Annotated in this window: 22 protein-coding genes; 13 read left to right on the top strand and 9 right to left on the bottom strand. The window is 73.6% G+C overall.

Annotated features, from left to right (window positions below; genetic code table 11):
* Positions 1-79 precede the first annotated feature (79 nt).
* A complete protein-coding gene (locus ACUXPL_RS07905; protein WP_002858172.1) occupies positions 80-289 on the top strand; it encodes a DUF7455 domain-containing protein in 210 nt (69 codons plus the stop codon).
* Positions 290-354: 65 nt separating this feature from the next.
* Here ACUXPL_RS07905 and ACUXPL_RS07900 read toward each other — a convergent pair whose 3' ends face one another.
* The 3 genes from ACUXPL_RS07900 to ACUXPL_RS07890 form a co-directional block, all read right to left on the bottom strand.
* Positions 355-1,887: an RNA polymerase sigma factor gene (locus ACUXPL_RS07900; RefSeq protein ID WP_257643113.1), complete on the bottom strand. Its 1,533-nt coding sequence runs from the start codon at positions 1,885-1,887 to the stop codon at positions 355-357.
* A gap of 160 nt (positions 1,888-2,047) precedes the next feature.
* Positions 2,048-3,106 carry a DUF4192 family protein gene (locus ACUXPL_RS07895; protein WP_454183079.1) on the bottom strand — a complete coding sequence of 353 codons (1,059 nt, stop codon included), beginning with the start codon at positions 3,104-3,106 and terminating at the stop codon, positions 2,048-2,050.
* 36 nt (positions 3,107-3,142) lie between these two features.
* Complete coding sequence (locus ACUXPL_RS07890) at positions 3,143-4,099, bottom strand: PAC2 family protein (protein WP_036314094.1); 957 nt, start codon at positions 4,097-4,099, stop codon at positions 3,143-3,145.
* 234 nt (positions 4,100-4,333) lie between these two features.
* Here ACUXPL_RS07890 and ACUXPL_RS07885 point away from each other — a divergent pair, with 234 nt between their 5' ends.
* The 4 genes from ACUXPL_RS07885 (at position 4,334) to ACUXPL_RS07870 (ending at position 9,681) form a co-directional block, all read left to right on the top strand.
* Positions 4,334-5,866: a leucyl aminopeptidase gene (locus tag ACUXPL_RS07885; protein WP_454183077.1), complete on the top strand. Its 1,533-nt coding sequence runs from the start codon at positions 4,334-4,336 to the stop codon at positions 5,864-5,866.
* A 112-nt stretch (positions 5,867-5,978) separates the two neighbouring features.
* Positions 5,979-7,358, top strand: coding sequence for a dihydrolipoyl dehydrogenase (lpdA, locus tag ACUXPL_RS07880; protein WP_454183075.1), 1,380 nt, complete (start codon positions 5,979-5,981; stop codon positions 7,356-7,358).
* 98 nt (positions 7,359-7,456) lie between these two features.
* Entirely contained in the window at positions 7,457-9,322 is a 1,866-nt protein-coding gene (gene sucB / locus ACUXPL_RS07875; protein ID WP_454183073.1) for a 2-oxoglutarate dehydrogenase, E2 component, dihydrolipoamide succinyltransferase, read from the top strand.
* A gap of 14 nt (positions 9,323-9,336) precedes the next feature.
* A complete protein-coding gene (locus tag ACUXPL_RS07870; RefSeq protein WP_454183071.1) occupies positions 9,337-9,681 on the top strand; it encodes a hypothetical protein in 345 nt (114 codons plus the stop codon).
* A 116-nt stretch (positions 9,682-9,797) separates the two neighbouring features.
* Here ACUXPL_RS07870 and ACUXPL_RS07865 read toward each other — a convergent pair whose 3' ends face one another.
* Positions 9,798-11,483, bottom strand: coding sequence for a serine/threonine-protein kinase (locus ACUXPL_RS07865; protein ID WP_454183069.1), 1,686 nt, complete (start codon positions 11,481-11,483; stop codon positions 9,798-9,800).
* Between the two features lie 108 nt (positions 11,484-11,591).
* Here ACUXPL_RS07865 and lipB point away from each other — a divergent pair, with 108 nt between their 5' ends.
* From lipB to ACUXPL_RS07850, 3 genes are read left to right on the top strand one after another with little or no spacing between them, the layout of a single operon-like run.
* Positions 11,592-12,293 carry a lipoyl(octanoyl) transferase LipB gene (lipB, locus tag ACUXPL_RS07860; RefSeq protein WP_115166289.1) on the top strand — a complete coding sequence of 234 codons (702 nt, stop codon included), beginning with the start codon at positions 11,592-11,594 and terminating at the stop codon, positions 12,291-12,293.
* Positions 12,290-13,297 carry a lipoyl synthase gene (gene lipA / locus ACUXPL_RS07855; RefSeq protein WP_206397675.1) on the top strand — a complete coding sequence of 336 codons (1,008 nt, stop codon included), beginning with the start codon at positions 12,290-12,292 and terminating at the stop codon, positions 13,295-13,297. Before lipB ends, lipA begins: the two co-directional genes overlap by 4 nt.
* A 26-nt stretch (positions 13,298-13,323) precedes the next feature.
* Positions 13,324-14,136: a DUF4191 domain-containing protein gene (locus tag ACUXPL_RS07850; protein ID WP_180535723.1), complete on the top strand. Its 813-nt coding sequence runs from the start codon at positions 13,324-13,326 to the stop codon at positions 14,134-14,136.
* Positions 14,137-14,206: 70 nt separating this feature from the next.
* On the opposite strand, the gene ACUXPL_RS07845 is transcribed toward ACUXPL_RS07850, so the two are convergent.
* On the bottom strand, positions 14,207-14,707 hold the full coding sequence (locus ACUXPL_RS07845) for an RDD family protein (RefSeq protein WP_454183066.1): 501 nt from the start codon (positions 14,705-14,707) through the stop codon (positions 14,207-14,209).
* Between the two features lie 125 nt (positions 14,708-14,832).
* Here ACUXPL_RS07845 and glnA point away from each other — a divergent pair, with 125 nt between their 5' ends.
* Entirely contained in the window at positions 14,833-16,257 is a 1,425-nt protein-coding gene (glnA, locus tag ACUXPL_RS07840) for a type I glutamate--ammonia ligase (RefSeq protein WP_115166157.1), read from the top strand.
* Between the two features lie 155 nt (positions 16,258-16,412).
* Positions 16,413-17,417 (top strand): LLM class flavin-dependent oxidoreductase, encoded by a 1,005-nt coding sequence (locus ACUXPL_RS07835; protein ID WP_454183064.1) that lies wholly within the window; start codon positions 16,413-16,415, stop codon positions 17,415-17,417.
* Between the two features lie 66 nt (positions 17,418-17,483).
* Here ACUXPL_RS07835 and ACUXPL_RS07830 read toward each other — a convergent pair whose 3' ends face one another.
* Both ACUXPL_RS07830 and ACUXPL_RS07825 read right to left on the bottom strand, forming a co-directional pair.
* A complete protein-coding gene (locus tag ACUXPL_RS07830; RefSeq protein ID WP_454183062.1) occupies positions 17,484-20,609 on the bottom strand; it encodes a bifunctional [glutamine synthetase] adenylyltransferase/[glutamine synthetase]-adenylyl-L-tyrosine phosphorylase in 3,126 nt (1,041 codons plus the stop codon).
* Positions 20,610-20,620: 11 nt separating this feature from the next.
* The gene (locus tag ACUXPL_RS07825; RefSeq protein WP_454183060.1) at positions 20,621-21,961 is read right to left on the bottom strand and encodes a glutamine synthetase family protein; all 1,341 of its coding nucleotides are present in this window, start codon (positions 21,959-21,961) and stop codon (positions 20,621-20,623) included.
* 36 nt (positions 21,962-21,997) lie between these two features.
* Between ACUXPL_RS07825 and panB the strand changes: the two genes are divergently transcribed.
* Positions 21,998-22,861, top strand: coding sequence for a 3-methyl-2-oxobutanoate hydroxymethyltransferase (gene panB / locus ACUXPL_RS07820; protein ID WP_454183058.1), 864 nt, complete (start codon positions 21,998-22,000; stop codon positions 22,859-22,861).
* Between the two features lie 67 nt (positions 22,862-22,928).
* Here the strand turns inward: panB and ACUXPL_RS07815 are convergent, their stop codons facing one another.
* Positions 22,929-23,141 carry an SPOR domain-containing protein gene (locus ACUXPL_RS07815; RefSeq protein ID WP_200968950.1) on the bottom strand — a complete coding sequence of 71 codons (213 nt, stop codon included), beginning with the start codon at positions 23,139-23,141 and terminating at the stop codon, positions 22,929-22,931.
* Positions 23,142-23,177: 36 nt separating this feature from the next.
* On the opposite strand from ACUXPL_RS07815, the gene map reads away from it, so the two are divergent.
* Together map and ppgK are read left to right on the top strand one after the other, a co-directional pair.
* Complete coding sequence (gene map, locus ACUXPL_RS07810; protein ID WP_454183056.1) at positions 23,178-24,122, top strand: type I methionyl aminopeptidase; 945 nt, start codon at positions 23,178-23,180, stop codon at positions 24,120-24,122.
* Positions 24,123-24,143: 21 nt separating this feature from the next.
* Positions 24,144-24,968, top strand: a complete 825-nt coding sequence (ppgK, locus tag ACUXPL_RS07805; RefSeq protein ID WP_049146942.1) for a polyphosphate--glucose phosphotransferase — start codon at positions 24,144-24,146, stop codon at positions 24,966-24,968.
* Between the two features lie 158 nt (positions 24,969-25,126).
* Here the strand turns inward: ppgK and nrdR are convergent, their stop codons facing one another.
* The gene (nrdR, locus tag ACUXPL_RS07800) at positions 25,127-25,621 is read right to left on the bottom strand and encodes a transcriptional regulator NrdR (protein WP_002855838.1); all 495 of its coding nucleotides are present in this window, start codon (positions 25,619-25,621) and stop codon (positions 25,127-25,129) included.
* Positions 25,622-25,635 lie beyond the last annotated feature (14 nt).

Below are 25,635 nucleotides of genomic sequence, written 5' to 3'. Positions count from 1 at the left end.
TTCCATGGGACAAGAGGAGGAGCGGCCCGCCCCACCGGCGTCGTCGCCCTCCAGCCCCGAGAGACCCGAGGAGGACACCATGTCCATCACCGCCGTGGCCGAGCCGGCCGCCCTCACCCGTTCCGACCGCTGCGACCGCTGCGGCGCGCAGGCCTACGTCCGCGCCGTGCTGCACTCCGGCGGTGCCCTCCAGTTCTGCGCCCACCACGCCCGCGCCGTCGAGGACGCGCTGCGTCCCCAGGCCGCGCTGTGGCAGGACGAGACGGACCGCCTCACCGCCGGCGCCTGACGCGCCCGGCATGACGAAGGGCCGGACCCCCGCCGGGGTCCGGCCCTTCGTCATGCCGCTCCGTGTCAGTCCAGGTAGTCCCGGAGCACCTGCGAGCGGGAGGGGTGACGCAGCTTGGACATGGTCTTCGACTCGATCTGGCGGATCCGCTCGCGCGTCACGCCGTAGACCTTGCCGATCTCATCCAGCGTCTTGGGCTGGCCGTCGGTCAGGCCGAAGCGCATGGCGACGACACCGGCCTCGCGCTCGGAGAGGGTGTCCAGCACCGAGTGCAGCTGCTCCTGGAGCAGCGTGAAGGAGACGGCGTCCGCGGGTACGACGGCCTCGGAGTCCTCGATCAGGTCGCCGAACTCGGAGTCGCCGTCCTCGCCGAGCGGGGTGTGCAGGGAGATGGGCTCGCGGCCGTACTTCTGCACCTCCACGACCTTCTCCGGGGTCATGTCCAGCTCCTTGGCCAGCTCCTCCGGGGTGGGCTCGCGGCCGAGGTCCTGGAGCATCTGCCGCTGCACGCGGGCCAGCTTGTTGATGACCTCCACCATGTGCACCGGGATGCGGATGGTGCGGGCCTGGTCCGCCATGGCGCGGGTGATGGCCTGACGGATCCACCACGTGGCATACGTGGAGAACTTGAAGCCCTTGGTGTAGTCGAACTTCTCGACGGCGCGGATCAGGCCGAGGTTGCCCTCCTGGATCAGGTCCAGGAACAGCATGCCGCGGCCGGTGTAGCGCTTGGCCAGGGAGACCACCAGACGCAGGTTGGCCTCGAGCAGGTGGTTCTTGGCCTTGCGCCCGTCCGCGATGATCAGCTGGATGTCCCGGCGCTCGCGGTAGTCGTCGGAGGCCTCGTGCTGCACGACGTGCTCGGCGTAGAGGCCGGCCTCGATGCGCATGGCCAGGTCCACCTCCTGCTCGGCGTTGAGCAGGGCGACCTTGCCGATCTGCTTCAGGTAGTCCTTCACCGGGTCCGCCGTCGCACCCGCCACGACCACCTGCTGCACCGGGGCGTCGTCCTCGGAGTCGTCCATGACGAACGCGCCCCTGGACTGGGCCACCTTCTGGCCCGTGGCGGCCTTCGTGCCGGTCACGGCCTCCGCGTCCATCGCCGGGCGCTCCGGGGCGTCCGAGCCGTCCGCGTCCTCGTCGTCCGAGTCCTCGGCGGCGGTCTCGTCCGCCACCACGTCCTCCTCGACGGCGTCGGCGGCCTCGGTGCGCTCGCGCGCCTCGACGAACTCCTCGTCGTCCTCGGCCTGCTCGGCGGCGGCGGCGGACGCGGTGGCCTTCTTGCCCCGGGTCGTGGCGGTCTTCTTCGCGGCCGTGCTCTTGGCCGCGGCGGGCTTCCGGGTCGCCTTCTTCTTGGCCGTCGGCGTGGCGGCGGTCTTGGTCGCCGCCGACTTCGTCGCGGTCGTCCGCGTCGTGGCGCTCTTGGTCGTGGCGCTCTTCGCGGCGGTCGACTTCTTGGCCGCCGTGGAGCGGGTGCGCGTGGTCGTGGCCCCGGAGGCAGTGGTCTCCTTGCCGTCCTGCGCACCGCTGGTCGTCGAAGTGGTCACTCGAGGCCTTTCCGTCTCGTCCGCGGCCACCCGCGGATCCTTGCAGTCCATATACACGTGACCCTGTCAAGTCCCGGCCTCGGACGACCGACGTCGTCCGGGCCCGTCGACTGCAGGGTCCGTCAGTGCCAACGACGGCTGTGACCGATCTATTCCGAACCCGGGAAACGGGCTGCGGTCGGCCGTGCCGTCGTGAAGCCGCATCATTCTCTCATGGGCCGCCACCGTCGGGCCGCCACGCGGTGGCCGGGTCGGTCGCCCACCCGGCGACGCACCCCGCGGCCACGATGCGTCGCAGGACCGAGACGAACGAGTCGCCGGGACTCAGCGCCGCCGCCGCGGTCAGGTGGGCGTCCGCGTCGGAGCCGTGGCCGCGGGCCCAGCCGACCCACGCGGCCAGCGCCAGGGCCTGCGCCGCCACGGCCGGCGTCGCGACGGGCACCAGCGCGCGCAGCCCCGCCCGCAGGGCGTCCAGCCGGTCCCAGGCCGGAGCCCGTCCCGAGGCCGCGGTGAGGATCCGTTCCTCGTCCTCCGGATCCCCTGTGGCCGCGCCTGGCGGCGCGGCGGCATGGAGCAGCAGGCCGTCGCGCCAGGCCGGACGCGTCAGCGGAGAGCCCAGCACGGCGGGGGCGGGCGCACCGCGGCCACGCGCCGCGCCGGTCAGCACCGACTCCCACTGCGCCAGCCACGCGCGGCGCGCCCGGGGCGTGTCCTGCTCGGGCGCCCGCCACCGCGCGTCGTCGGGCCGGGCCGCGGCGGGACCGCGGCGCGGGACCGGGCCGGGCACCGCCGCACGGTCCCAGACCGAACCGCGGGTCATCAGGTGCAGGGACAGGGGCGCGGCTCGGGGGTCGAGCGGACCCTCCTCGGCGACGCCGCTCCCCCACCAGGGGCGCGCCCGTCCCTGGGCGCACGTCCAGGCCGCGGCGAGGGGGCGACCCGCGGACGCCAGGGCGTCGTCGAGCGTCTCGGCCCAGCCGGGACGGGTCAGCGGGGCCTGGGCGTCGCCCGGCAGCGCGAAGCAGAGCGTCGCGTCCGCGGCCGCGTCCCGCCGGCACACCTCGGCCACGGCACAGGCCCAGGCGCCGACGTCGACCTCCTCGGGAGGCAGGTCGACCCGCACCACGGCGCGCAGGCGCCCGTCGCGCAGGGTGAGGAGGACGAGGCTGGCGTCGGGCAACCGCCCGAGGGCGTGGCCGACGTAGGCGAGCAGGTCCTCGGGGCCGCGGGCCGGCAGGACGGGGACGTCGAGCGAGGTGGGGGCTTCCATGCCGCCACCCTCGCCGACCGGGCGCCCGCGGGGGGATCAGTCCCCGTCGTCGGTGGACGGACGGCCGGGTCCGTCCTCCTGTGCAGGAGCGGACCCGCCGCCGGCGTCCCGCGCGGCGAGGTACGCCTCGACGGCGGAGGCGAGTTCGTCGCCGTCGGGCAGGCCCTGCTCGGTCTCGAGCAACGACCGCTCCTGGTCCTCGGCGTTCTGGTCGTAGTTGCGCTCCAGGCCGGCGATCATCTGCTGGATCTCTCCGGACCCGGAGACCTGACGCTCCAGCTCGGCCTCGATGTCCCGCGAGGCGTCTCGCAGGTCGTCCGAGGGCAGCATGAGCCCCATGGCGGCCCCCGCGTACTCGAGCGCGGCCACGGCCGCCTGGGGGAAGGACGCCTCGGCCACGTAGTGCGGCACATGGACGGTGTAGCCCGCCGTCGGCAGGTCCGCCTCCTCGGCGCGCAGCTCGAGCATCTGCAGCAGCCCCGCGACGATGTCCGCCTCCGGGCTCCACGTGGACAGCCCCTCGACGGCGTCCGCGCGGGAGCCGTGGGTCGTGACCCCGAGCCGCCGCGTGTGCGGCACGGGCAGCGGGGCCGCGTCGAGGAACGTGAGCGAGTCCACCTCCCACTCCTGCGCGAGGCCGAGCACGGCCTCCGTCACCGCCTGCCACCGGAAGTCCGGCTCGGGGCCGGACAGCAGCAGGAAGGGGTGGCCGAGCAGGTCCTCGACCAGCTGCACCTCGAGTGCGGGCAGACGCAGATCGCGGTACCGGTCCCGGTCGAACCGGAGCCGGGGACGCCGGGCGCGGTAGTCGAACATCGAGTCGACGTCGAAGGAGACCACGGTCCGATGGGTCAGGTGCTCGTGCAGCGCGGCCCGCACCTGTCGAGCGACCCGGCCCGCGTCCATGTGCCCGGTCAGGGCCACGAGCATGCCCAGGCCGGGGGGCACGGGCGCCCCCTCATGACGGGTGTACAGCGGCGCGGCGTCCTGCACGTCTCGTTCCCCTTCCGGTGGTCTGTCTGCGGGAGGCCCGTCCCCGCCGCCCGGATGGCGACGGACGCGGATCCCTCCCTGTCCTCTGGCGTCAGTCAACCACGGCACGGCACCCTCCTATTCCGCGCCCGCGCGCCCTGGACGGGCGCGCGAGCCCTCTGGCTAGGATGACGCGGGACGGCCCGGCCCACCCCGCCGGGCACATGCTCCCACCCCCGGAAGAGAGGCCCGTCCGTGATCACCCTGGACCGCCCGACCCTGACCGCCCGCGCCCTGGAGGACCTGACCGCCTCCGCCCTCGTGGTGGGGGTGGGCACCGGCCCGGACGGCCCCGTGCTCCTGACGGACGCGCTGCCGGCCGAGGCGGCCACCGCCCTCGAGGCCTCGTTCGAGCTGCTGGGCGTGCGGGGCGCCGAGGACGAGGTCCACCGCCTCCCGGGCCTGGGCGGCGTGCCGGTGCCGTTGCTGGTCCTGGCCGGCGTCGGCGGTCTGGACGACGACGGCGAGGCCGCGGACGAGTCCCTGCGCCGCGCGGCCGGGGCTGCCGTGCGCTCCCTGGCCGGCACCGACGCCGTGGCCCTGGCCCTGCCGGCCGACACCCCGGCCCGGCTGGCCGCCGTCGCCGAGGGTGCCGTCCTGGGTGCGTACGCCTTCACCGCACAGAAGTCCGAGCGCGCCCGCGCCGAGGCGGACACGTCCCGTCCCGTCCGCGAGCTCGAGGTCGTCACCCCGCTCGCCGCCGCGGACGCCGACCCCGTGCTGCGCCGGGCCGCCGTCGTGGGCGACGCGGTCTGCGCCGTGCGCGACCTGGTGAACACGGCCCCCTCGCACCTCTACCCGGCCACGTTCGCGGACGCCGTCGCGGAGGACCTCGCGGACTCGTCCGTGAGCGTGGACGTGTGGGACGAGGACCGCCTGCGCGCCGAGGGCTTCGGCGGCATCCTCGCGATCGGCCAGGGCTCCTCCCGCCCGCCGCGGCTCGTGCGCATCGAGCACGCGCCGGCCGACGCCGCCGCGCACATCGCGCTGGTGGGCAAGGGCATCACCTTCGACACGGGCGGCATCTCGCTGAAGCCCGCCGCCTCGATGATGACGATGAAGTCGGACATGGCCGGCGCCGCCACCGTCTTCGCCGTCGTGCGCGCCGCCGCGGCCCTGGACGTCCCCGTGAAGGTGACCGGCTGGCTGGCGCTGGCCGAGAACATGCCCTCGGGCACCGCCATCCGCCCGTCCGACGTCATCACGATGTACGGCGGCAAGACCGTGGAGGTCATGAACACGGACGCCGAGGGCCGCGTCGTCATGGCCGACGCCCTCGTGGCGGCCACCGACGAGCGCCCCGACGCGGTGCTCGACGTGGCCACCCTCACCGGCGCCCAGCTGGTCGCCCTCGGCGTGCGCCACACCGGCGTCATGGGTGACGACGCGCTGCGCGACGAGGTCGTCGCCGCGGCCGAGGCCGCCGGTGAGCTCGCGTGGGGCATGCCCCTGCCGGAGCAGCTGCGCGCCTCGCTCAATTCGCGCGTCGCGGACATCTCCAACATGGGCGACCGCTTCGGCGGCATGATGACCGCCGCCACCTTCCTGCGCGAATTCGTCGACGCCGGACGGCCGGAGGGCGACGACGCCGCACGGACCCCCTGGGCCCACCTCGACATCGCCGGTCCCTCCTTCAACGAGTCGGCCGCGTACGGCTACACCCCGCAGGACGCCACCGGCGTGATGGTGCGGACCCTGTTGGGTCTCATCGAGGGGCGTGCCCGGTAAGGTTGGTCCCGATGTCCACCGCATCCCCGGCCGCGCGGCCCGCCGCGGACGGCCGGGGGTGACGGTGACGCACCACCACGATCCACCGACCCCAGCACCAAGGAGCAACACCGTGGCCGACAAGGCAACCGCTCAGGAATTCGACGTCCTCGTCCTCGGCGGTGGCTCCGCCGGGTACGCCGCAGCCCTGCGTTCCGTGCAGTACGGCAAGTCCGTCGCCCTCGTGGAGAAGTCCAAGGTCGGCGGCACCTGCCTGCACTGGGGCTGCATCCCCACGAAGGCCTACCTGCACGCCGCCGAGGTGGCCGACGAGACCCGCAACGCCGCCAAGTTCGGCGTCAACGCGACCCTCGAGTCCGTGGACATGGCGAAGGTGCGCGACTACAAGGACGGCATCGTCGCCGGCAAGCACAAGGGCCTTGCCGGCCTGCTGAAGATGCGCAAGGTCCAGGTCATCGAGGGCGAGGGCAAGCTCGTCTCGAAGAACGAGGTCGAGGTCGAGGGCACCCGTTACAAGGCGGAGAACATCGTGCTGGCCTCCGGCTCCGTGGCCAAGACCATGGGCCTGCCCATCTCCAAGAAGATCATGACCTCCACGGAGGCCCTCGAGCTGGACTACACCCCGAAGTCGGCCATCGTGCTCGGCGGCGGTGTCATCGGCTCCGAGTTCGCGTCCCTGTGGAACTCCTTCGGCGTCGACGTCACCATCATCGAGGGCCTGAAGACCCTGGTCCCCAACGAGGACCCGGCGATCATCAAGGTCCTTGAACGCGAGTTCAAGAAGAAGGGCATCAAGACCAACCTGGGCACGTTCTTCGACAAGGTCGAGGAGACCGACTCGGGCGTCAAGGTGACCCTCGCGGACGGCAAGGAGTTCGAGGCCGAGGTCTGCCTCGTCGCCGTCGGCCGCGGCCCGAACACCGAGGGCCTCGGCTACGAGGAGCAGGGCGTCAAGATGGACCGCGGCTTCGTCCTCACCGACGAGCGCCTGCACACCGGCGTCGGCAACATCTACGCCGTGGGCGACATCGTCCCCGGTCTGCAGCTGGCGCACCGCGGCTTCCAGCAGGGCATCTTCGTGGCCGAGGAGATCGCCGGCAACAAGCCGATGGTCGTCGAGGACATCAACATCCCGAAGGTCACCTTCACCGAGCCGGAGATCATGTCCGTGGGCTACACCCAGCCCAAGGCGGAGGAGAAGTTCGGCAAGGACAACGTCGAGGTCGCCGAGTACAACCTGGCCGGCAACGGCAAGTCCTCGATCCTCGGCACCGGCGGCATCATCAAGATGATCCGCCAGAAGAACGGGCCGATCGTGGGCGTGCACGGCATCGGCAAGCGCATCGGCGAGCAGATCGGCGAGGCGCAGCTCATCGTGAACTGGGAGGCGTACCCCGAGGACGTCGCCCAGTTCCTGCACGCGCACCCCACGCAGAACGAGGCCCTGGGCGAGGCCGCCATGGCCCTGTTCGGCCACCCGCTGCACAGCTGACCCACCGCACTGACCACCCCGGGTCCGTGCGTCGGGCCCACCTCGAAACCCCGGGTGGGCGCCCCCGGCGCCCACCCCTCATGAGGAGCATCGGAACCATGTCTGAAACCGTGAACCTGCCCGCCCTGGGCGAATCCGTCACCGAGGGCACCGTGACCCGCTGGCTCAAGGCCGTCGGCGACGAGGTCGCCGTCGACGAGCCTCTGGTGGAGGTCTCCACCGACAAGGTCGACACCGAGATCCCGTCCCCCGTGGCCGGCGTGCTCGAGGAGATCCTGGTCGAGGAGGACGACACGGTCGAGGTCGGCGCCCCGCTGGCCACGATCGGCGACGGCTCCGGCGGCGGCTCCGCCGACGCGTCAGAGGACGACGCCGCGGCCGAGGAGCCCGCCGTCGAGGAGGCCCAGCAGGACGACGCCCAGCAGGAGCCCGCCGGCGAGCCGGCTCCGGAGGAGCGCTCCACCACCGACCAGGGCTCGGACGAGGCCCCGTCGGCCGGTGGCGAGGCCTCCGAGGTCACCCTGCCCGCGCTGGGCGAGTCCGTGACCGAGGGCACCGTGACCCGCTGGCTGAAGTCCGTCGGCGACGAGGTCGAGGTCGACGAGCCGCTGCTCGAGGTCTCCACCGACAAGGTCGACACCGAGATCCCCTCCCCCGTGGCGGGCACCCTCCTGGAGATCCGTGCGGAGGAGGACGACACCGTCGAGGTGGGCGCCGTCCTCGCGCTCGTGGGCTCCGGCTCCGCCGGCGGCGGCTCCGCCCCGTCGGAGGGCTCCTCCGGCCAGGATGAGGCGTCCGCCGAAGAGATCGAGGACAAGGCGACCGAGGCCGAGGCCCCCGAGGAGACCGAGGAGGCCGCCGAGGACGCCGGCGCCGAGAAGGCGGAGAAGACGCCCGAGGCGTCCCCGTCCGAGGAGGCCTCCCGGCGCGAGTCCGCTGAGCGCGACTCCGCGCAGGGCGAGGCCGCCGAGACGCCCTCCGCCACCGAGCCCGGCCAGGGCTACGTGACCCCGCTGGTGCGCCGCCTGGCCCACCAGAACAACGTGGACCTGTCCACGGTCCGCGGCACGGGCGTCGGCGGACGCATCCGCAAGCAGGACGTGCTCGCCGCCGCGCTGGCCTCGCAGGCCGCCGCAGGCGGGTCCGAGGCTCCGGCCGAGCAGGCCTCCGAGGCGGCCGCCCCGACGTCGGCCCCGGCCGCTGCGTCCGCTCCGGCCGTGACCTCCTCGGTGGACCCCTCGGTCCGCGGCGAGGTGGAGAAGGCGCCGCGCATCCGCCAGGTCATCGCCCAGCGCATGCGCGAGTCCCTCGACCTGTCCACGCAGCTGACCCAGGTGCACGAGGTGGACGTCACCCGCATCGTGCAGCTGCGCAAGAAGGCCAAGGCCTCCTTCCAGCAGCAGGCGGGTGTGAACCTGACGTACCTGCCGTTCATCACCAAGGCGGTCGCCGAGGCCCTCAAGCAGCACCCCAAGCTGAACGCGTCGTTCTCCGAGGACAACAAGGAGATCACCTACCACGCGTCCGAGGACATCGCGATCGCCGTGGACACGGAGAAGGGGCTGCTGGTGCCCGTCATCAAGGACGCCGGCTCCCTGAACCTGACGGGCCTCGCCCAGAAGATCGCCGACGTGGCCGAGCGCACCCGCACGAACAAGATCTCGCCGGACGAGCTCTCGGGCGGCACGTTCTCGATCACGAACATCGGCTCGGTGGGCGCGCTGTTCGACACGCCGATCATCAACCAGCCGCAGGTCGCGATCCTGGGCACCGGTGCGATCGTGAAGCGTCCCATGGTGGTGACCGACGCGGACGGCAACGACTCGATCGCCATCCGCCACATGATGTACCTGTCGCTGACGTACGACCACCGCCTCGTCGACGGCGCCGACGCCGGCCGCTTCCTCCAGTCGCTCAAGCAGCGCCTCGAGGGCGGCGAGTTCGCGGCCGAGCTCGGCCTCTGACGGGAGGAGCCCCCATGGAGATCCTCTACAGCGTCCTGGTGGCGGTGCACATCATCGCCGCCGCCGCGATCGTGGGCGGCTGGTTCGCCCACTTCAAGAACCCGACCGTGACCGGTTCGCAGTGGTGGGGGTCGGTGGCGATGATCGGCTCCGGCACCGCACTGTTCGGCTGGGCCATGACCGGCGAGCCGGACCACATGAAGCTGGGGATCAAGTTCCTCATCGGCGTCATCGTGTTCGTCGCCGCGCTCCTGGGCCGCCGCAGGTCCAACCGCGGCGAGCTCGTGCCCACGGGCCTGGCCCACGCCGTCGGTGGCCTCGGCCTGATCAACATCCTGGTCGCCGTCCTCTGGCAGTGATCGGCCCACGCGGCTGACACCGCACCACGCCGCGGGCCCCGGGGAGCTTCTCCCCGGGGCCCGCGGCGTCCTCCCGTCTGGACCGCCGGCCTCCGGCGCTGGATCCGGGCCCGGGGTCAGCGCGGATCGACGGTCTCGACCCGCCACGTCCGACCCGCCGCGCCGCCGTCGCGCGCCTCGGGGTCCTCTCCGTGGCCGCCGCGCAGGACCAGCACGACCTCCTCGGCCGTCGCCTCCCGGTGGGCCGCCACGCGTCCGGCGCGGTCCAGCACGGTGTGGACCGACGTCCGGAGCACGGCGTCGACACGGAGCGCGTCGTCCCCGCTCCACCGGGCGGGACCGGCCTGCTCCACCGTCACCTCGAGGCCGGAGAAGGCGAAACCCTCGTCCGTCAGCCGGCGCAGCAGATCCCGGTCGTTCTCCCACGCCGGTCCCCCGGGCACCGCGTAGGCGTCCAGTCGCGCGGGCTCCGGGTCGGTGAGCGCGGCCGTCCGGGCCTGGCCGATCGCGGCCAGCGCCTCGCCCACGTCGACGGCGTCCGCCCCGGCGGCGTCCTCCCCGGAGGCGCCCGCGTCCGTCGCCCCAGCCGGCGTCCCGCTCTCCCGCGTCCCATCCGCCGGGAGGGCCGCGTCCACCGGGGTGCCGGTCGGCTCCGCACCCGCCGAATCCGGCGCCCCCTCCGCCGGCACCCCCTCCGCTGCCGAGCCCGGGGCAGTCGGCCACCACAGCCCGGCGGTGCCGCCGCCGATGGCCAGCGCGGTGGCCAGCCCTGCGGCCAGGAGGACGCCCCGGCGTGGCGCCGCCCCCCGTCGTCCCACGAGCGCGCGCCGTCCCGGACCCGCGCGTCGTCGGCGTCGCCGCGTGGGCGCGGAGCCCGGCAGCACCGTGGGCAGCAGATGCGCCACCTCGGCGGGGGCGGCCTCTCCGAGCGGGACCGGCTCCGGCCGGGCCGTCGCATACACGGCGGCGGCGGCCTCCTCCGCGCTCGGCCGCGCCGCCGGGTCCGGGGAGAGCGCCGCATCGAGCAGCAGCGCGAGCTCGGGGGATGCTTCGGGAACCAGGACGGGCAGCGGCGCCCGATGCCCGGCGGCCCCCGGCGCGCGACCGGTGAGCGCGTACCAGCCCAGGGCGGCCCACGCGTGGACGTCACTCGGCGCTCCCACCGCGGGGGACGCCTCCGGTTCCGCCCCGGCCCCCTGCACCGCGGCGAGCGCCTCGGGGGCCGCGAAGCCCGGCGTCGCCCCGGCCCCCGACGCCCCGCCGACCACGCGGGCGACGCCGAGGTCGGCGAGGGCCGGGCTGCCGTCGACGCCGAACAGGACGTTCGCCGGGGACACGTCGCCGTGCACCACCCCCTCGCGGTGGAGGCACGCGAGAGCCTGCGCGATCGGGACGAGCACGGTGACAGCCTGCCCCGGGCTCAGGGGGCCGACCCGCTGCACCATGTCCTGCAGCGTGCCGGCCGCGCGGTGCTCGGTGAGGACCCCGAGGCCCCGGTCCGTCTCCACCGCGCCGAGCACGCGCAGCAGATGGGGATGTGCGACCCGTCCGGCCTGCGCCTCCGCCGCCAGGGCGTCCGGCGCGGCGCCGGCGCCGGGCACCTTCAGGGCGGCCCGGACGCCCCGGCCGTCCTCGACGAGCCAGACCTCCGCCTGGGCGCCCGCGCCGAGCAGCCGGACGGGTGCCCAGCCCGGGGCGCGCGGCGAAGCCGTGCCCAGCTCCGACGTCTTCTCCGGTTCCGTCTCCGGCCCGCCGCCGACGCGTCCCGCCGCGCCGCCGTCCGCCTCGTCCCAGTCCCGCATCCGGCTCCCCTCTCCGCCGCGCCGTCCGTTCCATCCCAGGGTGCCGCATGTCCCCGGGCGTCACGGCGGTTGTCCACAGGTCCGGGCCCGAGGACTACAGTGGACGTCATGCCCGAGACCCTTCTGCCGCCCCTGCGCGTGCTCGGCCTGGCGCCCGACCTGGTGGACTACCACGCCGCCTGGGACGCCCAACGCGCCCTGCACGCGGACGTCGTCGCCGGCCGCTCCGACGGCGAGTTCCTCCTCCTGGAGCACGAGGCCGTCTACACGGCCGGTCGCCGCACCGAGGACGCCGAGCGCCCCACGGACGGCGCCCCCGTCGTGGACGTGGACCGCGGCGGCAAGATCACATGGCACGGCCCGGGCCAGCTGGTCGGCTACCCCGTGGTCCGGCTGCGCGACCGTGCCCACGTCAAGGACTACGTCTGGTTCCTCGAGGAGCTGCTGATCCGCACCGCCGCCGAGTTCGGCGTCACGGCCGTCCGCGTGGACGGGCGGGCGGGCATCTGGGTCCTCGCGGACCGGGACGACGACGGCACGGCCCGCCCGGACCGCAAGGTCGGCGCCATCGGCCTGTCCATCCACGACGGCGTCTCCATGCACGGCTTCGCGCTGAACTGCTCCAACTCCCTGGCCCCCTACGAGGGGATCATCGCGTGCGGCATCACGGACGCCGCCACCACCACCCTGTCGGTCGAGACGGGCCGGACCATCACGCCGGCCGACGTCGTCCCGGTGCTCACCCGTCATCTGGACGAGCTCGGGCCGGCGTACATCGCCGTCACCCCCACGGAAGGAATCCCCGCATGAGCCTCGCCCCCGAAGGACGCCGCCTGCTGCGCGTGGAGGCGCGCAACGCCGAGGTGCCCGTCGAGCGCAAGCCCGAGTGGATCAAGGCCAAGGTCCACATGGGCCCCGAGTACATCGGCCTGAAGAACAAGGTCAAGTCCGCCGGCCTGCACACCGTGTGCGAGGAGGCCGGCTGCCCCAACATCTTCGAGTGCTGGGAGGACCGCGAGGCCACGTTCCTCATCGGCGGCGACATCTGCACCCGCCGGTGTGACTTCTGCGACATCACCTCCGGCAAGCCGCGTCCCCTGGACATGGAGGAGCCGCAGAAGGTCGCCGAGAACATCCGCGAGATGGACCTGCGGTACGCCACCGTCACGGGCGTGGCCCGTGACGACCAGAAGGACGGCGCGGCGTGGCTCTACGCGGAGACCATCCGCCGCATCCACGCTCTCAACCCGGGGACCGGCGTCGAGATCCTGCCGCCGGACTTCGGCGCGGTGCCGGAGCTCGTCCAGCAGGTGTTCGACGCGCGGCCCGAGGTGTTCGCGCACAACCTGGAGACGGTGCCGCGCATCTTCAAGCGCATCCGCCCGGCCTTCACGTACGAGAAGTCCCTCAAGGTGCTCACGATGGCCAAGGCCGACGGGCTCGTCACCAAGTCCAACCTCATCCTCGGCATGGGCGAGGAGGACCACGAGATCGACCAGGCCCTGGTGGACCTGCACGAGGCCGGCTGCGACATCATCACGATCACGCAGTACGTGCGGCCCTCGAAGCTCCACCACCCCATCGACCGCTGGGTGAAGCCGCAGGAGTTCGTCCAGTGGTCCCAGCGCGCCGAGGAGATCGGCTTCCAGGGCGTCATGGCGGGCCCGCTGGTGCGCTCGTCGTACCGCGCCGGCAAGCTCTACGCACAGGCCATGCAGCGCCTCGGCCGGGCCCTGCCGGAGAACCTGGCGCACCTGGCCGGGGAGAAGACCGCCCGCCAGGAGGCCTCCGCCGTCGTCGCCCAGATGTCCTGAGCCGCCCGACTAGACTGGACCCCGTCATGACGAAGAACAGCCAGACCCCCGCGTCCTCCTCCGGCTCCACCTCCGCCGCGCTCAAGGAGGTCAAGGCCATGCAGCGCGAGCGCCGCCGCCGCGAGAAGGAGCAGACGAAGGCCCAGCGCCGGGACAAGCGCGCCGCGAAGGGCCCGGGCGTGATCTCCCAGCTCAAGCAGGCGTACGCCATGACCAAGGCGCACGACCCCAAGGTCGGTCTGTGGATGCTGCTGGCCTTCCTGGGAGCCCTCGTCGTCGGTCTCGTCATCGGCCTGCTGCTGGACAACTGGATCACGTGGCTGCTCATCGCGATCCCGTTCGGTGTGCTCGCCGCCGTCGTCATCCTGAACCGGAAGGCGCGCCGCGCCGGGTTCGCCCAGCTCGAGGGCCGACCCGGCGCCGCCGGCGCCGCGCTCTCCACGCTGGGCCGCGGCTGGATCGTGCCCGAGCAGCCGGCCGCCGTGAATCCGAAGACCCAGGACCTCGTCTACCGCGCCGTGGGCCGGCCGGGCGTGGTGCTGGTGACGGAGGGCCCCTCCCCCCGCGTCGCCGCGCTGGTGGGCAAGGAGGAGAAGGCCATGCGCCGCTTCCTGCCCGGCGTGCCCGTCACCGTGGTGGAGTCCGGCAACGGCCAGGGCCAGGTCCCGCTGCACGAGCTGCCCGGCACGCTCAAGGGCATGAAGAAGGCCCTCACGGCGCAGGAGGTCCAGGCCGTGGACAAGCGTCTGACCGCGCTGAACACCAACCGGCTGCCCATCCCCAAGGGCGTCGACCCGAACAAGGTGCGCCCGAGCCGCCGCGCGATGCGCGGCCGCTGAACCGGCCGCACACGACAGGGGCGCCCCGCCGATGCACGGCGGGGCGCCCCTGTCATGTGGGGTGGGACGGTCACATGCGGATCTCGACGGTGTCCGCGAGCTTGTCGTGCATGCCGCGCCCGTCCGGCCCGACGACAACGGCCGGCAGCACGAGGCACAGCAGCACTGTGCGCAGGAGGATCCGGGGCAGGCCGGCCGGGCGGCCGCCGACGCGGACGACCTGGATGCGACACACGGCCTTGCCCACCGTGGTGGCCAGCAGGGTGAGCCCGAGGACGTGCATCGTGGCGAACACGAGGAGGGTGGCGATCGCGTCGCCGTCGAAGGCCAGCCACGAGATGCCCAGCGCGATGAACCAGTCGAGGACGAGGGCGCCCATGCGGCGGGCCGCCGTCGCCATGGAGGCCGGACCCCGCTCCGGCAGGCCGAGCAGGTCCCCCGGCCAGCGGCCGCCCGCGCGGCCCCCGCCGGGACCGTCTACCCAGCCGGCCAGGTCGCGGCGCGTGATCAGCGGCTCCGCTCGGCCGGTCGTCTCGGTGCGGTCCTGGGGGTCGGGTGCTCTGCGTGCCACCCCACCAGCGTAGTGCGCGGCCACGGCACGCGCGCCGGTCTGGCGGGACCGCGCCGGGCGCGTAGTGTAGAGGCGTCCGCCGTCGCAGGCGTCGCCGCCACACACAGGAAGGCCAGGAGCGAACCATGTTCACCTCCCCCCAGGAAGTCCTCACGTACATCAGGGAAGAGGGGGTCGAGTTCGTCGACGTCCGCTTCACCGACCTCCCCGGGCTGCAGCACCACTTCAACGTGCCCGCCTCGAGCGTCGACGAGGACTTCTTCGTCACTGGCCAGCTCTTCGACGGCTCCTCGATCCGCGGCTTCGCCGGCCTGGCGGACTCGGACATGCAGCTCATCCCGGACGTGGCGACCGCCTTCGTGGACCCGTTCCGGATCCGCAAGACCCTCGTGATGAACTTCTCCATCGTCAACCCCCGCTCCGGCGAGCCGTACCCGCGCGATCCCCGCGGCGTCGCTCAGCGCGCGGAGGCCTACCTCGCCGCCTCCGGCATCGCGGACACGGCCTTCTTCGCCCCCGAGGCCGAGTTCTACGTGTTCGAGGACGTGCGCTACTCCTCCCGCCCGAACCACGCCTTCTACGCGGTGGACTCCGACGAGGCCTGGTGGAACACGGCCCGCGAGGAGGTCGGCGGCAACCTGGGCAACAAGATCCGTCAGGGCGGCGGCTACTTCCCCGTCTCCCCCATCGACAAGCAGGCGGACCTGCGCGACGAGATGTGCGCCGTCCTCGCCGAGGTCGGGCTCACCGTGGAGCGCTCGCACCACGAGGTGGGCGCGCCCGGCCAGGCCGAGATCAACTACCGGTTCAACACCCTCACGCATTCGGCGGACGACCTGCAGAAGTTCAAGTACGTCATCAAGAACGTGGCGGAGCAGTTCGGCAAGACCGTCACCTTCATGCCGAAGCCGGTGTTCGACGACGGCGGCTCCGGCATGCACTGCCACCAGTCCCTGTGGACCGACGGGGAGCCGCTGTTCTACGACGAGAAGGGCTATGCCAACCTCTCGGACACGGCCCGGTGGTACATCGGCGGCCTGCTCAAGCACGCCTCCGCCGTCCTCGCCTTCACCAACCCGACGGTGAACTCCTACCGCCGCCTCGTCCCGGGCTTCGAGGCGCCGGTCTCGATGGTCTACTCCCAGGGCAACCGCTCCGCGGGCATCCGCATCCCGATCACCGGCTCCAACCCGAAGGCCAAGCGCATCGAGTTCCGCGCCCCGGACGCCTCGGGCAACCCGTACCTGGGCTTCGCGGCCCAGCTGATGGCGGGCCTGGACGGCATCCGCAACCGCATCGAGCCGGCCGAGCCCATCGACAAGGACCTCTACGAGCTCCCGCCGGAGGAGGCCAAGGACATCCAGAAGGCCCCGGCCAGCCTCGAGGAGGCCCTGCGCGCGCTGGAGGAGGACCACGAGTTCCTCCTCGAGGGCGACGTGTTCACCGAGGACCTGATCCAGACCTGGATCGCCTACAAGCGCGAGAAGGAGGTCGCGCCGCTGGCCCAGCGGCCGAACCCGCTCGAGTTCGAGCTCTACTACTCGGTCTGACCCCGCCGCGGACCCCACGACGGCCGCCCGTCACCCACGCCGGAGGCGGGCGGCCGTCGTCGTGCCCGGCCGCGGAATAGTCCGGGGCCGGTCGGCGCTGGATCTGTGGAGACCTCCGCCCGGGCGGCCGGGCGGCCCCGCAGACCAGGAGCACCATGACCGAGCACACCGCCCCCACCCCCCTGCCGTTGTCCCTGCTGGACCTCGCCCTCGTCCGCGACGGCGTCCCTATGGGTGAGGCCTTCGCCGAATCCGTGGAGCAGGCACGCGCCGCCGAGGCCGCCGGCTTCCGGCGCGTCTGGTACGCGGAGCACCACAACATGCCCTCCATCGCCTCCTCGGCCACGGCCGTGCTCATCGCGCACGTGGCCGCGCACACCGACACGATCCGCCTCGGCTCCGGCGGCGTCATGCTGCCCAACCACTCGCCGCTGGTGATCGCCGAGCAGTTCGGCACGCTGGCCGAGCTGCATCCCGGCCGCATCGACCTGGGCCTGGGACGCGCCCCCGGCACCGACCAGCGGACGCTGCAGGCGCTGCGCCGGGAGCCGTCGGCGGCCGAGCGCTTCCCGCAGGACGTGCTCGAGCTGCAGGGCTATCTCACCGGCCAGAGCCGGATCCCGGGCATCGACGCCTACCCCGGCAAGGGCACCGACGTGCCGCTGTACATCCTCGGCTCCTCGGCGTTCGGCGCCCAGCTGGCCGCGCAGCTCGGCCTGGGCTACGCGTTCGCGAGCCACTTCGCACCGCAGATGCTCGAGCATGCGGCGCGCCTGTACCGGGAGCACTTCGAGCCCTCCGAGGCCCTCGCGGAGCCGCACTTCATCGCGGCGGCCAACGTGATCGCCGCGGACACCGAGGAGGTGGCCGAGCGGGAGTGGCAGGCCGCGCAGCGGGCGCGCATCCGGATGATGCTCGGCCGGGGCCGCACCCTCACCGACGACGAGGTCGAGATGCTGCTGCACTCCCCCGCCGGCCAGCAGGTGCTCGGGATGCTCGAGTGCACGGCCGTGGGCACCGGCCCCACGACGGCGGCATGGCTGCAGGACTTCGCGGCGCGGGTCCAGGCGGACGAGCTGATCGTGACCACGGCCGCGCCGGACCCCGCCGTGCGGCGTCGCACCCTGGAGCTGCTCGGGGAGCATGTCGTGCGCGCCTGAGCCGGCGCTCGCGGCAGCGAACCGCGGCCGGCCCGACACCCCGTGGGGGTGGCGGGCCGGCGTCGTTCAGAGCCCGTAGAACCGGGTCTCGAACACCTGACGGGCCAGGCGGGTCACCCGCAGGTAGCGCTCCTCGAGCTCCCCGCCGGCCGTGCCCACCCCGCTGAGGCGGGCCACGGCCTCGAGGTCGCGCATGTTCGTGGGCAGCACGTCCGAGACCTTGCCCGTCCACAGCAGCAGGGCGGCGCGGATCCGGGTGGCCAGCAGCCAGGCCTCTTCGAGGACGGCGACCTCGGACTCGGACAGCAGGTCGTGCCGGGCGAGCGCCCGCAGCGCCGGCAGCGTGCCGGTCACGCGCAGGTCCTCGATCTGACCGGCGTGCTTGAGCTGCAGCGACTGCACGAGCCACTCGACGTCCGAGAGCCCCCCGCGCCCGAGCTTGACGTGCCGCGCCGGGTCCGCCCCGCGGGGCAGCCGCTCGGCCTCCACGCGGGCCTTGATCCGGCGGATCTCCCGGGCGCCGGCGGCCGAGAGGTCCTGCGCGTAGCGGACGCCGTCGGCCCAGCGGCGGAAGTCGGTGGCCAGGTCGTCGTCGCCGGCCAGGGGGCGGGCGCGCAGCAGCGCCTGCCGCTCCCACACCTCGGCCCAGCGGCCGTAGTACTCCCGGTACGAGTCCAGGGTGCGCACCAGGGGCCCCTGGCGTCCCTCGGGTCGCAAGCCGGCGTCCACCTCGAGCCGCCGCTCCCCGGGCAGCGGCGGCGCGGCGGGCTTCTGCAGGAGGGCCATGAGCGTGCGGACGACCTCCTCAGCCTGCTCGCGCGCCCGCTCCTCCTCCGCGCCGGGGCGGGGCCGATGCACGAACAGGGCGTCCAGGTCCGAGCCGTAGGTGATCTCCCGCCCGCCCTGGCGGCCCATCGCCACCACGAGCACGTCGGTGAGGGGCTCGGCGTCCCCGACGACGGCCCGCCACGCGACCCGCAGGGCGCCGACCACCGTCACCTGGTCGATGTCCGCGAGCGCCCCGCAGACGGATTCCAGGTCCAGCAGGCCGGACATGTCGGCCAGGGCGACACGCAACGTCTCGCTGCGCCGCACCTGCCGCACGTGGCGCACGGCCGCGGGGGCCTCCTCCGCGGCCACGCGGCGGTCGAGCCGCGCGTCGACCTGGCGCCACAGCTGGATCGCGCCCCGGGGGTCGAGCTCCCGGTCGTCGCCCACCCAGGCCACGGCCTCGGGCGAGTGCTCGAGCAGGTCCCCCACGAACCGGGAGCCGGACAGGACCAGGCACAGCCGCCGGGCGGCGTCCGAGGAGTCGCGGAGCATCCGCAGATACCAGGCCGTGCCGCCGAGCGACTCGGAGAGCCGGCGGAAGGCGAGCAGACCGCCGTCGGGGTCGGCGCCCCGCGCGAACCAGCCGAGCATGGCCGGCAGCAGCTGCCGCTGGACCGCGGCCCGACGCGAGACACCCTGGGTGAGGGCCTCAATGTGCCGCAGGGCGCCCTGCGGGTCGCGGTAGCCCAGCGCCGCCAGACGGTCGCGGACGGCCTCCGCGGACAGCCGCACATCCTCGGCGGACAGGGCGGCCGTCGTCGACAGCAGCGGCCGGTAGAACACGGTCTCGTGGAGACCGCGCACGGCGCGGCGCACGCGCGTGAACTCGGCCTGGAGGTCCTCGCCGGTGGCGGGGCCCCGGTCCGCGGCGCCGCGCATCGACCGGGCGACGACGCGGCGGGACTCCTCCTTGACCGGCATCAGGTGGGTGCGCCGCAGGTGCACGAGCTGGATGCGGTGCTCGAGGGTGCGCAGCCAGCGGTAGTGCTCGTCGAACGCCCGTGCGTCGCGCGTGGCGACGTAGGAGGCGGCGTGCAGCGCCCGCACCGCGTCGAGCGTGCCGCGCACCCGCAGCGACTCGTCCGCACGGCCGTGCACGAGCTGGAGCAGCTGGGCCGTGAACTCGACGTCGCGCAGACCCCCGGGCCCGAGCTTGATCTCCCGCTCGCGCTCCGCGGGGGCGAGGGTGTCCAGGACCCGGGCGCGCATGGCCCGGACGGACTCGACGAACCCGTCGCGCGAGGAGGACTCCCACACCCGGGGCCAGATCTCCGCGATGTAGCGCTCGCCGAGCTGGGGCGAGCCCGCGAACGGCCGGGCCTTGAGCAGGGCCTGGAACTCCCAGCCGTGGGCCCACCGGCGGTAGTACTCGGCGTGGGACTCCACGGTGCGGCTCAGGGCGCCGTCCTTGCCCTCGGGACGCAGGTTGGCGTCGACCTCCCACAGTCCCGGCTCGGGGGCTGCGCCCTGGATCACGCGGCCGATGCCCGCGGCCAGCTCGGCCGCGAGCGCGGCGGCGCGCGGCCCGTCGGGAGCCTCGGCGTCGGAGTCCGCGCCGTCCGCGGCCTCGCGGACGGCGTGGGCGAACACGACGTCCACGTCGGAGACGTAGTTGAGCTCACCGGCGCCGCACTTGCCCATGCCGATCACGGCGAGGTCCAGGCGGTCCACCACGGGGCCCTCCCGCTCGGTCAGGACGGCCCGTGAGACGGCGAGCGCCGCGTCCACGGCGGCGCCGGCCAGGTCCGCGAGCCAGCGGCCCACCGAGGGCATGGCCGCCGTGGGCTCGGCGGAGTCGAGATCGCGCAGGGCGATCGCGGCCAACTGGCGGCGGTAGGCGCGGCGCAGGGCGACGGCGGCGTCCTTGCCGGTGACGGTGGCGACGGGGCGGTCGGCGTCCGGGTCGGCGCCCACCGCGTCCAGGAGCAGGCCGCGCAGGGTGGCGGACGCATCACCCCAGGGCTCGCCGTCGGCCGGGTCGGGCTGGGCGAGGGCGGGCGCGGTGGCGGCGGCCGCGTCCGGGTCGAGGACGAGGTCCAGGTGCTCGGGGCGGCGGATGAGGAACTCGCCGAGGGCTTCGGAGGCGCCGAGCAGCCGCAGGAGGCGGGCCGTCGTCTCGGGGTCCCGGAGGGCGTGGTGGACGCGGGGCTCGCGCTCGGCCAGGCGCACCCACAGCAGCAGGGCCCGGTCGGGATCGGCGGCGTGGCCGAGGAGCTCGACGAGGGGACGCACGTCCACGCCCTCGAACTCGGGCGAGGTGAGCAGCGTCTGCACGCGGCCGGCGTCGGCGACCCCGGCGTGCGCGAGGGTGCGGCGGTCTGGGACGGCGGGCAGCGCGCCGGTGGCGGGCAGGGAGGTCACGGGCGCCCGTCTCAGAGGCCGGAGAGGTAGCGGCGGAGCTCGTACGGGGTGACCTCCACGCGGTAGTCGTCCCATTCCTGCCGCTTGTTGCGCAGGAGGGCGTCGAAGACGTGCTCGCCCAGCACGGACGCCACGAACTCGGACTCCTCGGCGGCGCGCAGGGCGTCGTGCAGGGTGCCGGGCAGGGGGACGTGGCCGAGCACGCGCCGCTCGTGGGTGGTCAGCGCGCTGATGTCCTCGGCGGCGGCCTCGGGCAGCTCGTAGCCCTCCTCGATGCCCTTGAGCCCGGCCGCGATCAGCAGGGCGTAGGCGAGGTACGGGTTGGCCGAGGCGTCGATGCCGCGGTACTCGATGCGGGCCGAGCCGGCCTTGTCCGGCTTGTACAGGGGCACGCGCACGAGGGCGGAGCGGTTGTTGTGCCCCCACGAGGTGTACGACGGGGCCTCTCCCCCGCCCCAGAGGCGCTTGTAGGAGTTGACGAACTGGTGGGTCACCGCGGTGATCTCCACGGAGTGGCGCAGCAGGCCCGCGATGAACCGGCGGCCCGTGACGGAGAGCCGGAACTCGTCCGCCGGGTCGTAGAACGCGTTCGCGTCACCCTCGAAGAGGGAGAAGTGGGTGTGCATGCCGGAGCCCGGGTGGTGGGAGAACGGCTTGGGCATGAACGTGGCGTACGTGCCCTGGGCGGCGGCGACCTCCTTGACGACGGTCCGGAACGTCATCACGTTGTCCGCCGTCGTGAGCGCGTCCGCCGCGCGCAGGTCGATCTCGTTCTGGCCGGGGCCGTTCTCGTGATGGCTGAACTCGACGGAGATGCCCATGCCCTCGAGGAGGCTGACGGCGTCGCGGCGGAAGTCGGCCGCGTCGGAGCCGGGCACGTTGTCGAAGTAGCCCGCGCGGTCCACGGGCACCGGCTCCCCGTCCGGGCCGGGCTGGTCGGACTGCAGGAGGTAGAACTCGATCTCCGGGTGGGTGAAGCACGTGAAGCCCCGGTCCGCGGCCCGGTCCAGCACGCGGCGCAGCACGTGCCGCGGGTCGGCGGGGGCGGGGCGGCCGTCCGGGGTGCGCACGTCGCAGAACATCCGGGAGCTCTGTCCCTGGTCGCCGCGCCACGGCAGGATCTGGAAGGTCGAGGGGTCGGGCTGCAGCAGCATGTCCGACTCGGAGATGCGGGTGTATCCGTCGATCGAGGAGCCGTCGAAGCCCAGGCCCTCCGTGAAGGCGTTCTCCACCTCGGCCGGAGACAGGGCCACCGACTTCAGCGTGCCGATCACGTCCGTGAACCAGAGCCGGACGAACCTGACGTCCCGGTCCTCGATGGTGCGGAGCACGAAGTCCTGCTGTCGATCCATGCCGCCACTCTAGACGCGCCGCGTAGACTCCGGCCCATGTCCGCTCCCCAGTCCCCCCGGCAGCCTGACGACACCGCCCCCTACGGTCCGCCCGCCCCGTCCCGGTACCGGACGGTCCACCTGCAGCGGGCCAAGGACGAGGGCCGGCGCTTCGCGATGCTCACCACCTACGACGCGATGACGGCGGCGCTGTTCGACGAGGCCGGCGTCGAGGTGCTGCTCGTGGGCGACTCGGTGGGCAACACCGTGCTGGGCCACCCCACCACCCTGCCGGTCACCCTGGACCAGATGATCCTGTTCACCCAGGCCGTGGTGCGCGGTGCCGAGCGTGCCCTCGTGGTCGCGGACCTGCCCTTCGGGTCGTACGAGGCCTCCCCGCGGCAGGCCGTCGAGTCGGCCGTCCGCCTCGTGAAGGAGTCCGGCGCGCACGCCGTCAAGGTGGAGGGGGACGAGCGCTTCGCCGAGCACGTGGCCGCGATGACGGCCGCCGGCGTCGCGGTCATGGCCCACATCGGCTTCACCCCGCAGTCCGAGCATGTGCTCGGCGGCTACCGGGTGCAGGGCCGCGGCGCGGGGGCGGCCGAGCGGATGACGACGTCGGCCCGGGCCCTCGAGGCCGCGGGGGCGTTCGCCGTGCTGATGGAGATGGTCCCCTCGGACGTCGCCGCCGCCGTCGACGCCGCGCTGCGTGTGCCCACCGTGGGCATCGGCGCGGGCCCGGGCACCACGGGCCAGGTGCTCGTGTGGCAGGACATGCTCGGCCTGCGCGAGGGCCGCGTGCCCCGGTTCGTCCGTCAGTACGCCCGCCTGCACGAGGTCGTGGGCGAGGCGGTCCGGGCCTATCGCGCGGACGTGCTCGACGGCGCGTTCCCGGCCCCGGAGCACGGCTTCGAGGGCTGAACCCGCCCCGTGAGACGACCGGGCCCCCGTCCGAGGGACGGGGGCCCGGCGTCGTCCGGCGCCGCGGTCAGGAGGCGTCGTCGACGGGACGGCTGTCCCAGTCGTCGTCGCGCTCGTCCTCGGCGTCGGCGGCCTCGTTGTTCGCCCGCACGCGGTCCATCGCGGCCTGGGCCTCCTCACGGGTGCCGAACGGGCCCAGCAGCTGGGACCAGTCCGACTGGGCGCCCACCTCCACCTGACGCGTGTTGACGTTGTACCAGAACTCGCTCGTCTCGGTCATGGGGGCCACAGTAGCCGGGCCGATAGGCTGGAGGACATGTCCCAGCGTCAGAACTCCGCCGCCCCGTCCAGCCACAACGGTCCCCGCCCCGCGGGCCCCACCGCGCCGGAGCCCGGGTCGCTCGCCCCCGTCGGCACCCTGACGCCCGGGGCCCCGTCCCCCGCCCCGCCCGTGCCGGTCGCGATCCCGCGCCCCGAGTACGTCGGCAAGGCCACCCCGGACGAGGGCAACGCCTCGGACGTCTACGACGCCGCCGGCGTCGAGCGGATCCGCGCCGCCGGCCGCCTGGCCGCGCAGGCCATGGAGCACACCGCCGCCCACATCCGCCCGGGCGTCACCACGGACGAGCTGGACCGGATCGCGCACGCCTTCCTCGTGGAGCGCGGCGCCTACCCGTCCTGCCTCGGCTACCGCGGCTTCCCGCGGTCCATCTGCACCTCGATCAACGAGGTCATCTGCCACGGCATCCCGGACGGCACCGTCCTGGAGGACGGGGACATCGTCAACCTGGACATCACCGCGTACCTGGACGGCGTCCACGGGGACCACAACCGCACCTACCTGGTCGGCGACGTGGACGAGGAGTCCCGTCTGCTCGTCGAGCGCACCGAGGAGGCCCTGCGCCGCGGCATCCGCGCCGTGAAGCCCGGCCGTCAGGTCAACGTGATCGGCCGCGCCATCGAGTCCTACGCCAAGCGCTTCGGCTACGGCGTGGTGCGCGACTTCATCGGCCACGGCGTGGGCGTGGACTTCCACTCCGGCCTCGTGATCCCCCACTACGACGCGGCCCCGGCCCACGACCGCCTGCTCGTGCCCGGCATGGTGTTCACCATCGAGCCGATGCTCACGCTCGGCACGATCGAGTGGGACCAGTGGGACGACGGCTGGACCGTGGTGACCCGCGACCGCCGTCGCACCGCGCAGTTCGAGCACACGATCGTGGTCACGGACGACGGCGCGGAGATTCTCACGCTGCCGTGACCCGGCACTAAGCTGGGGGCCGTGACGACGCACACCAGCACCGCCCAGCGCTCCTCCAAGTACCCCACGACGATCGGCATCGACGTCGGGGGGACCGGCATGAAGGGCGGCCTGGTCCGCCTCGGGTCGGGGCCGAAGGCGGGCACCCTGCGCGGGGACCGCTTCCGCATCCCCACGCCGCAGCCGGCCATGCCCGAGCCCGTGGCGGCGACCCTGGCGGCCATCACCGCCGAGCTCGACGGGCGCGAGAAGGCGCCGAAGCCCTCCGCCCCGCTCGGCGTGTGCTTCCCCTCGATCGTCAAGGACGGGGTGTGCCTGTCCGCGAACAACATCGACCACTCGTGGATCGGCACGGACCTGCGCGGCACGTTCGAGGAGCACCTGCGCCGCCCCGTGACCGTGGTCAACGACGCCGACGCGGCCGGCCTCGCGGAGGCCCGCTACGGGGCCGGGCGGGGCGTGCGCGGCCTGGTGCACGTGATCACGCTCGGGACCGGCATCGGCGGCGCGATGATCCACGACGGCGTGCTCGTCCCGAACTTCGAGGTCGGCTCGCTGGAGCTCGACGGCGTGATGGCCGAGTCGCGCGCCTCCGCGAAGGCCCGGGAGCGCGATCAGCTCAGCTGGGCCGAGTACGCCGAGCGACTGCAGCGCTTCTTCTCCCACGTGGAGCGGATCTTCTCGCCCGACCTGTTCATCGTCGGCGGCGGCATCTCGAAGCGGCCGGACGACTACCTGCCGCTGCTGCGCCTGCGCACCCCGATCGTCCCGGCCCAGCTGCAGAACAACGCGGGCATCGTGGGCGCCGCCCTGGCCGCGCACGGCTCGCTCGCCGACGGCAACTGAGGGCGCAGACACCGAGGGCGGTTCCGGCTTCCCCTCCGGAACCGCCCTCGGCAGTCTTGCCGGGCCGACCGCGGTCGGCCCGGGGATCACTGTAGCGTCTGGCGGCCGTGCGCACCACTGCACCGTCGATCCCGGCGGCGCCGTCGCATCGGCCCAGGTCAGCGGGTGAACAGCCGCGGCTGCACGGCGGGACGGCCGCGGTCGTCCCCGTCACCGGCCCGGAGCTCCGCGATGGCCTCCTCGAAGTCGTCGAGGGACTCGAAGTCCCGGTAGACGGAGGCGAAGCGCAGGAAGGCCACCTGGTCGAGACGGCGCAGCGGATCGAGGATGGCCAGGCCGACGTCGTGGGCGTCCACCTCGGCGTTGCCCGTGGCACGGACCGTCTCCTCGACCTCCTGGGCGAGCATGGCCAGGTCGTCGCTCGTCACCGGCCGCCCCTGGCACGCCTTCCGGACGCCGTTGATCACCTTGGAGCGGTCGAACGGCTCCGCCACCCCGGAGCGCTTGACGACGGTCAGGGCGGTGGTCTCCATGGTGGTGAACCGCTTGCCGCAGGCCTGACACTGCCGACGCCGGCGGATGGCGGAGCCGTCGTCGAGGGAGCGCGAGTCGACCACGCGCGAGTCCTCATGGCGGCAGAACGGGCAGTGCATCAGCTCTCTCCTCC

It is taken from the genome of Micrococcus sp. 140720015-1 (genome assembly GCF_053627595.1).
The sequence above is the reverse complement of the archived record's forward strand: the minus strand, read 5'-3'. Positions and strand labels throughout refer to the sequence as shown.

What these genes read in the sequence shown, in the direction of transcription:
- panB (WP_454183058.1), top strand. Translation starts at nt 21,998, where the DNA reads ATGTCCGCTCCCCAGTCCCCCCGGCAGCCTGACGACACCGCCCCCTAC.
- ACUXPL_RS07815 (WP_200968950.1), bottom strand. Translation starts at nt 23,141, where the DNA reads ATGACCGAGACGAGCGAGTTCTGGTACAACGTCAACACGCGTCAGGTG.
- lipB (WP_115166289.1), top strand. Translation starts at nt 11,592, where the DNA reads ATGCCCGAGACCCTTCTGCCGCCCCTGCGCGTGCTCGGCCTGGCGCCC.
- ACUXPL_RS07870 (WP_454183071.1), top strand. Translation starts at nt 9,337, where the DNA reads ATGGAGATCCTCTACAGCGTCCTGGTGGCGGTGCACATCATCGCCGCC.
- nrdR (WP_002855838.1), bottom strand. Translation starts at nt 25,621, where the DNA reads ATGCACTGCCCGTTCTGCCGCCATGAGGACTCGCGCGTGGTCGACTCG.
- glnA (WP_115166157.1), top strand. Translation starts at nt 14,833, where the DNA reads ATGTTCACCTCCCCCCAGGAAGTCCTCACGTACATCAGGGAAGAGGGG.
- ACUXPL_RS07835 (WP_454183064.1), top strand. Translation starts at nt 16,413, where the DNA reads ATGACCGAGCACACCGCCCCCACCCCCCTGCCGTTGTCCCTGCTGGAC.
- sucB (WP_454183073.1), top strand. Translation starts at nt 7,457, where the DNA reads ATGTCTGAAACCGTGAACCTGCCCGCCCTGGGCGAATCCGTCACCGAG.
- ACUXPL_RS07825 (WP_454183060.1), bottom strand. Translation starts at nt 21,961, where the DNA reads ATGGATCGACAGCAGGACTTCGTGCTCCGCACCATCGAGGACCGGGAC.
- ACUXPL_RS07865 (WP_454183069.1), bottom strand. Translation starts at nt 11,483, where the DNA reads ATGCGGGACTGGGACGAGGCGGACGGCGGCGCGGCGGGACGCGTCGGC.
- lipA (WP_206397675.1), top strand. Translation starts at nt 12,290, where the DNA reads ATGAGCCTCGCCCCCGAAGGACGCCGCCTGCTGCGCGTGGAGGCGCGC.
- map (WP_454183056.1), top strand. Translation starts at nt 23,178, where the DNA reads ATGTCCCAGCGTCAGAACTCCGCCGCCCCGTCCAGCCACAACGGTCCC.
- ACUXPL_RS07850 (WP_180535723.1), top strand. Translation starts at nt 13,324, where the DNA reads ATGACGAAGAACAGCCAGACCCCCGCGTCCTCCTCCGGCTCCACCTCC.
- ACUXPL_RS07905 (WP_002858172.1), top strand. Translation starts at nt 80, where the DNA reads ATGTCCATCACCGCCGTGGCCGAGCCGGCCGCCCTCACCCGTTCCGAC.
- ACUXPL_RS07900 (WP_257643113.1), bottom strand. Translation starts at nt 1,887, where the DNA reads ATGGACTGCAAGGATCCGCGGGTGGCCGCGGACGAGACGGAAAGGCCT.
- ACUXPL_RS07895 (WP_454183079.1), bottom strand. Translation starts at nt 3,106, where the DNA reads ATGGAAGCCCCCACCTCGCTCGACGTCCCCGTCCTGCCGGCCCGCGGC.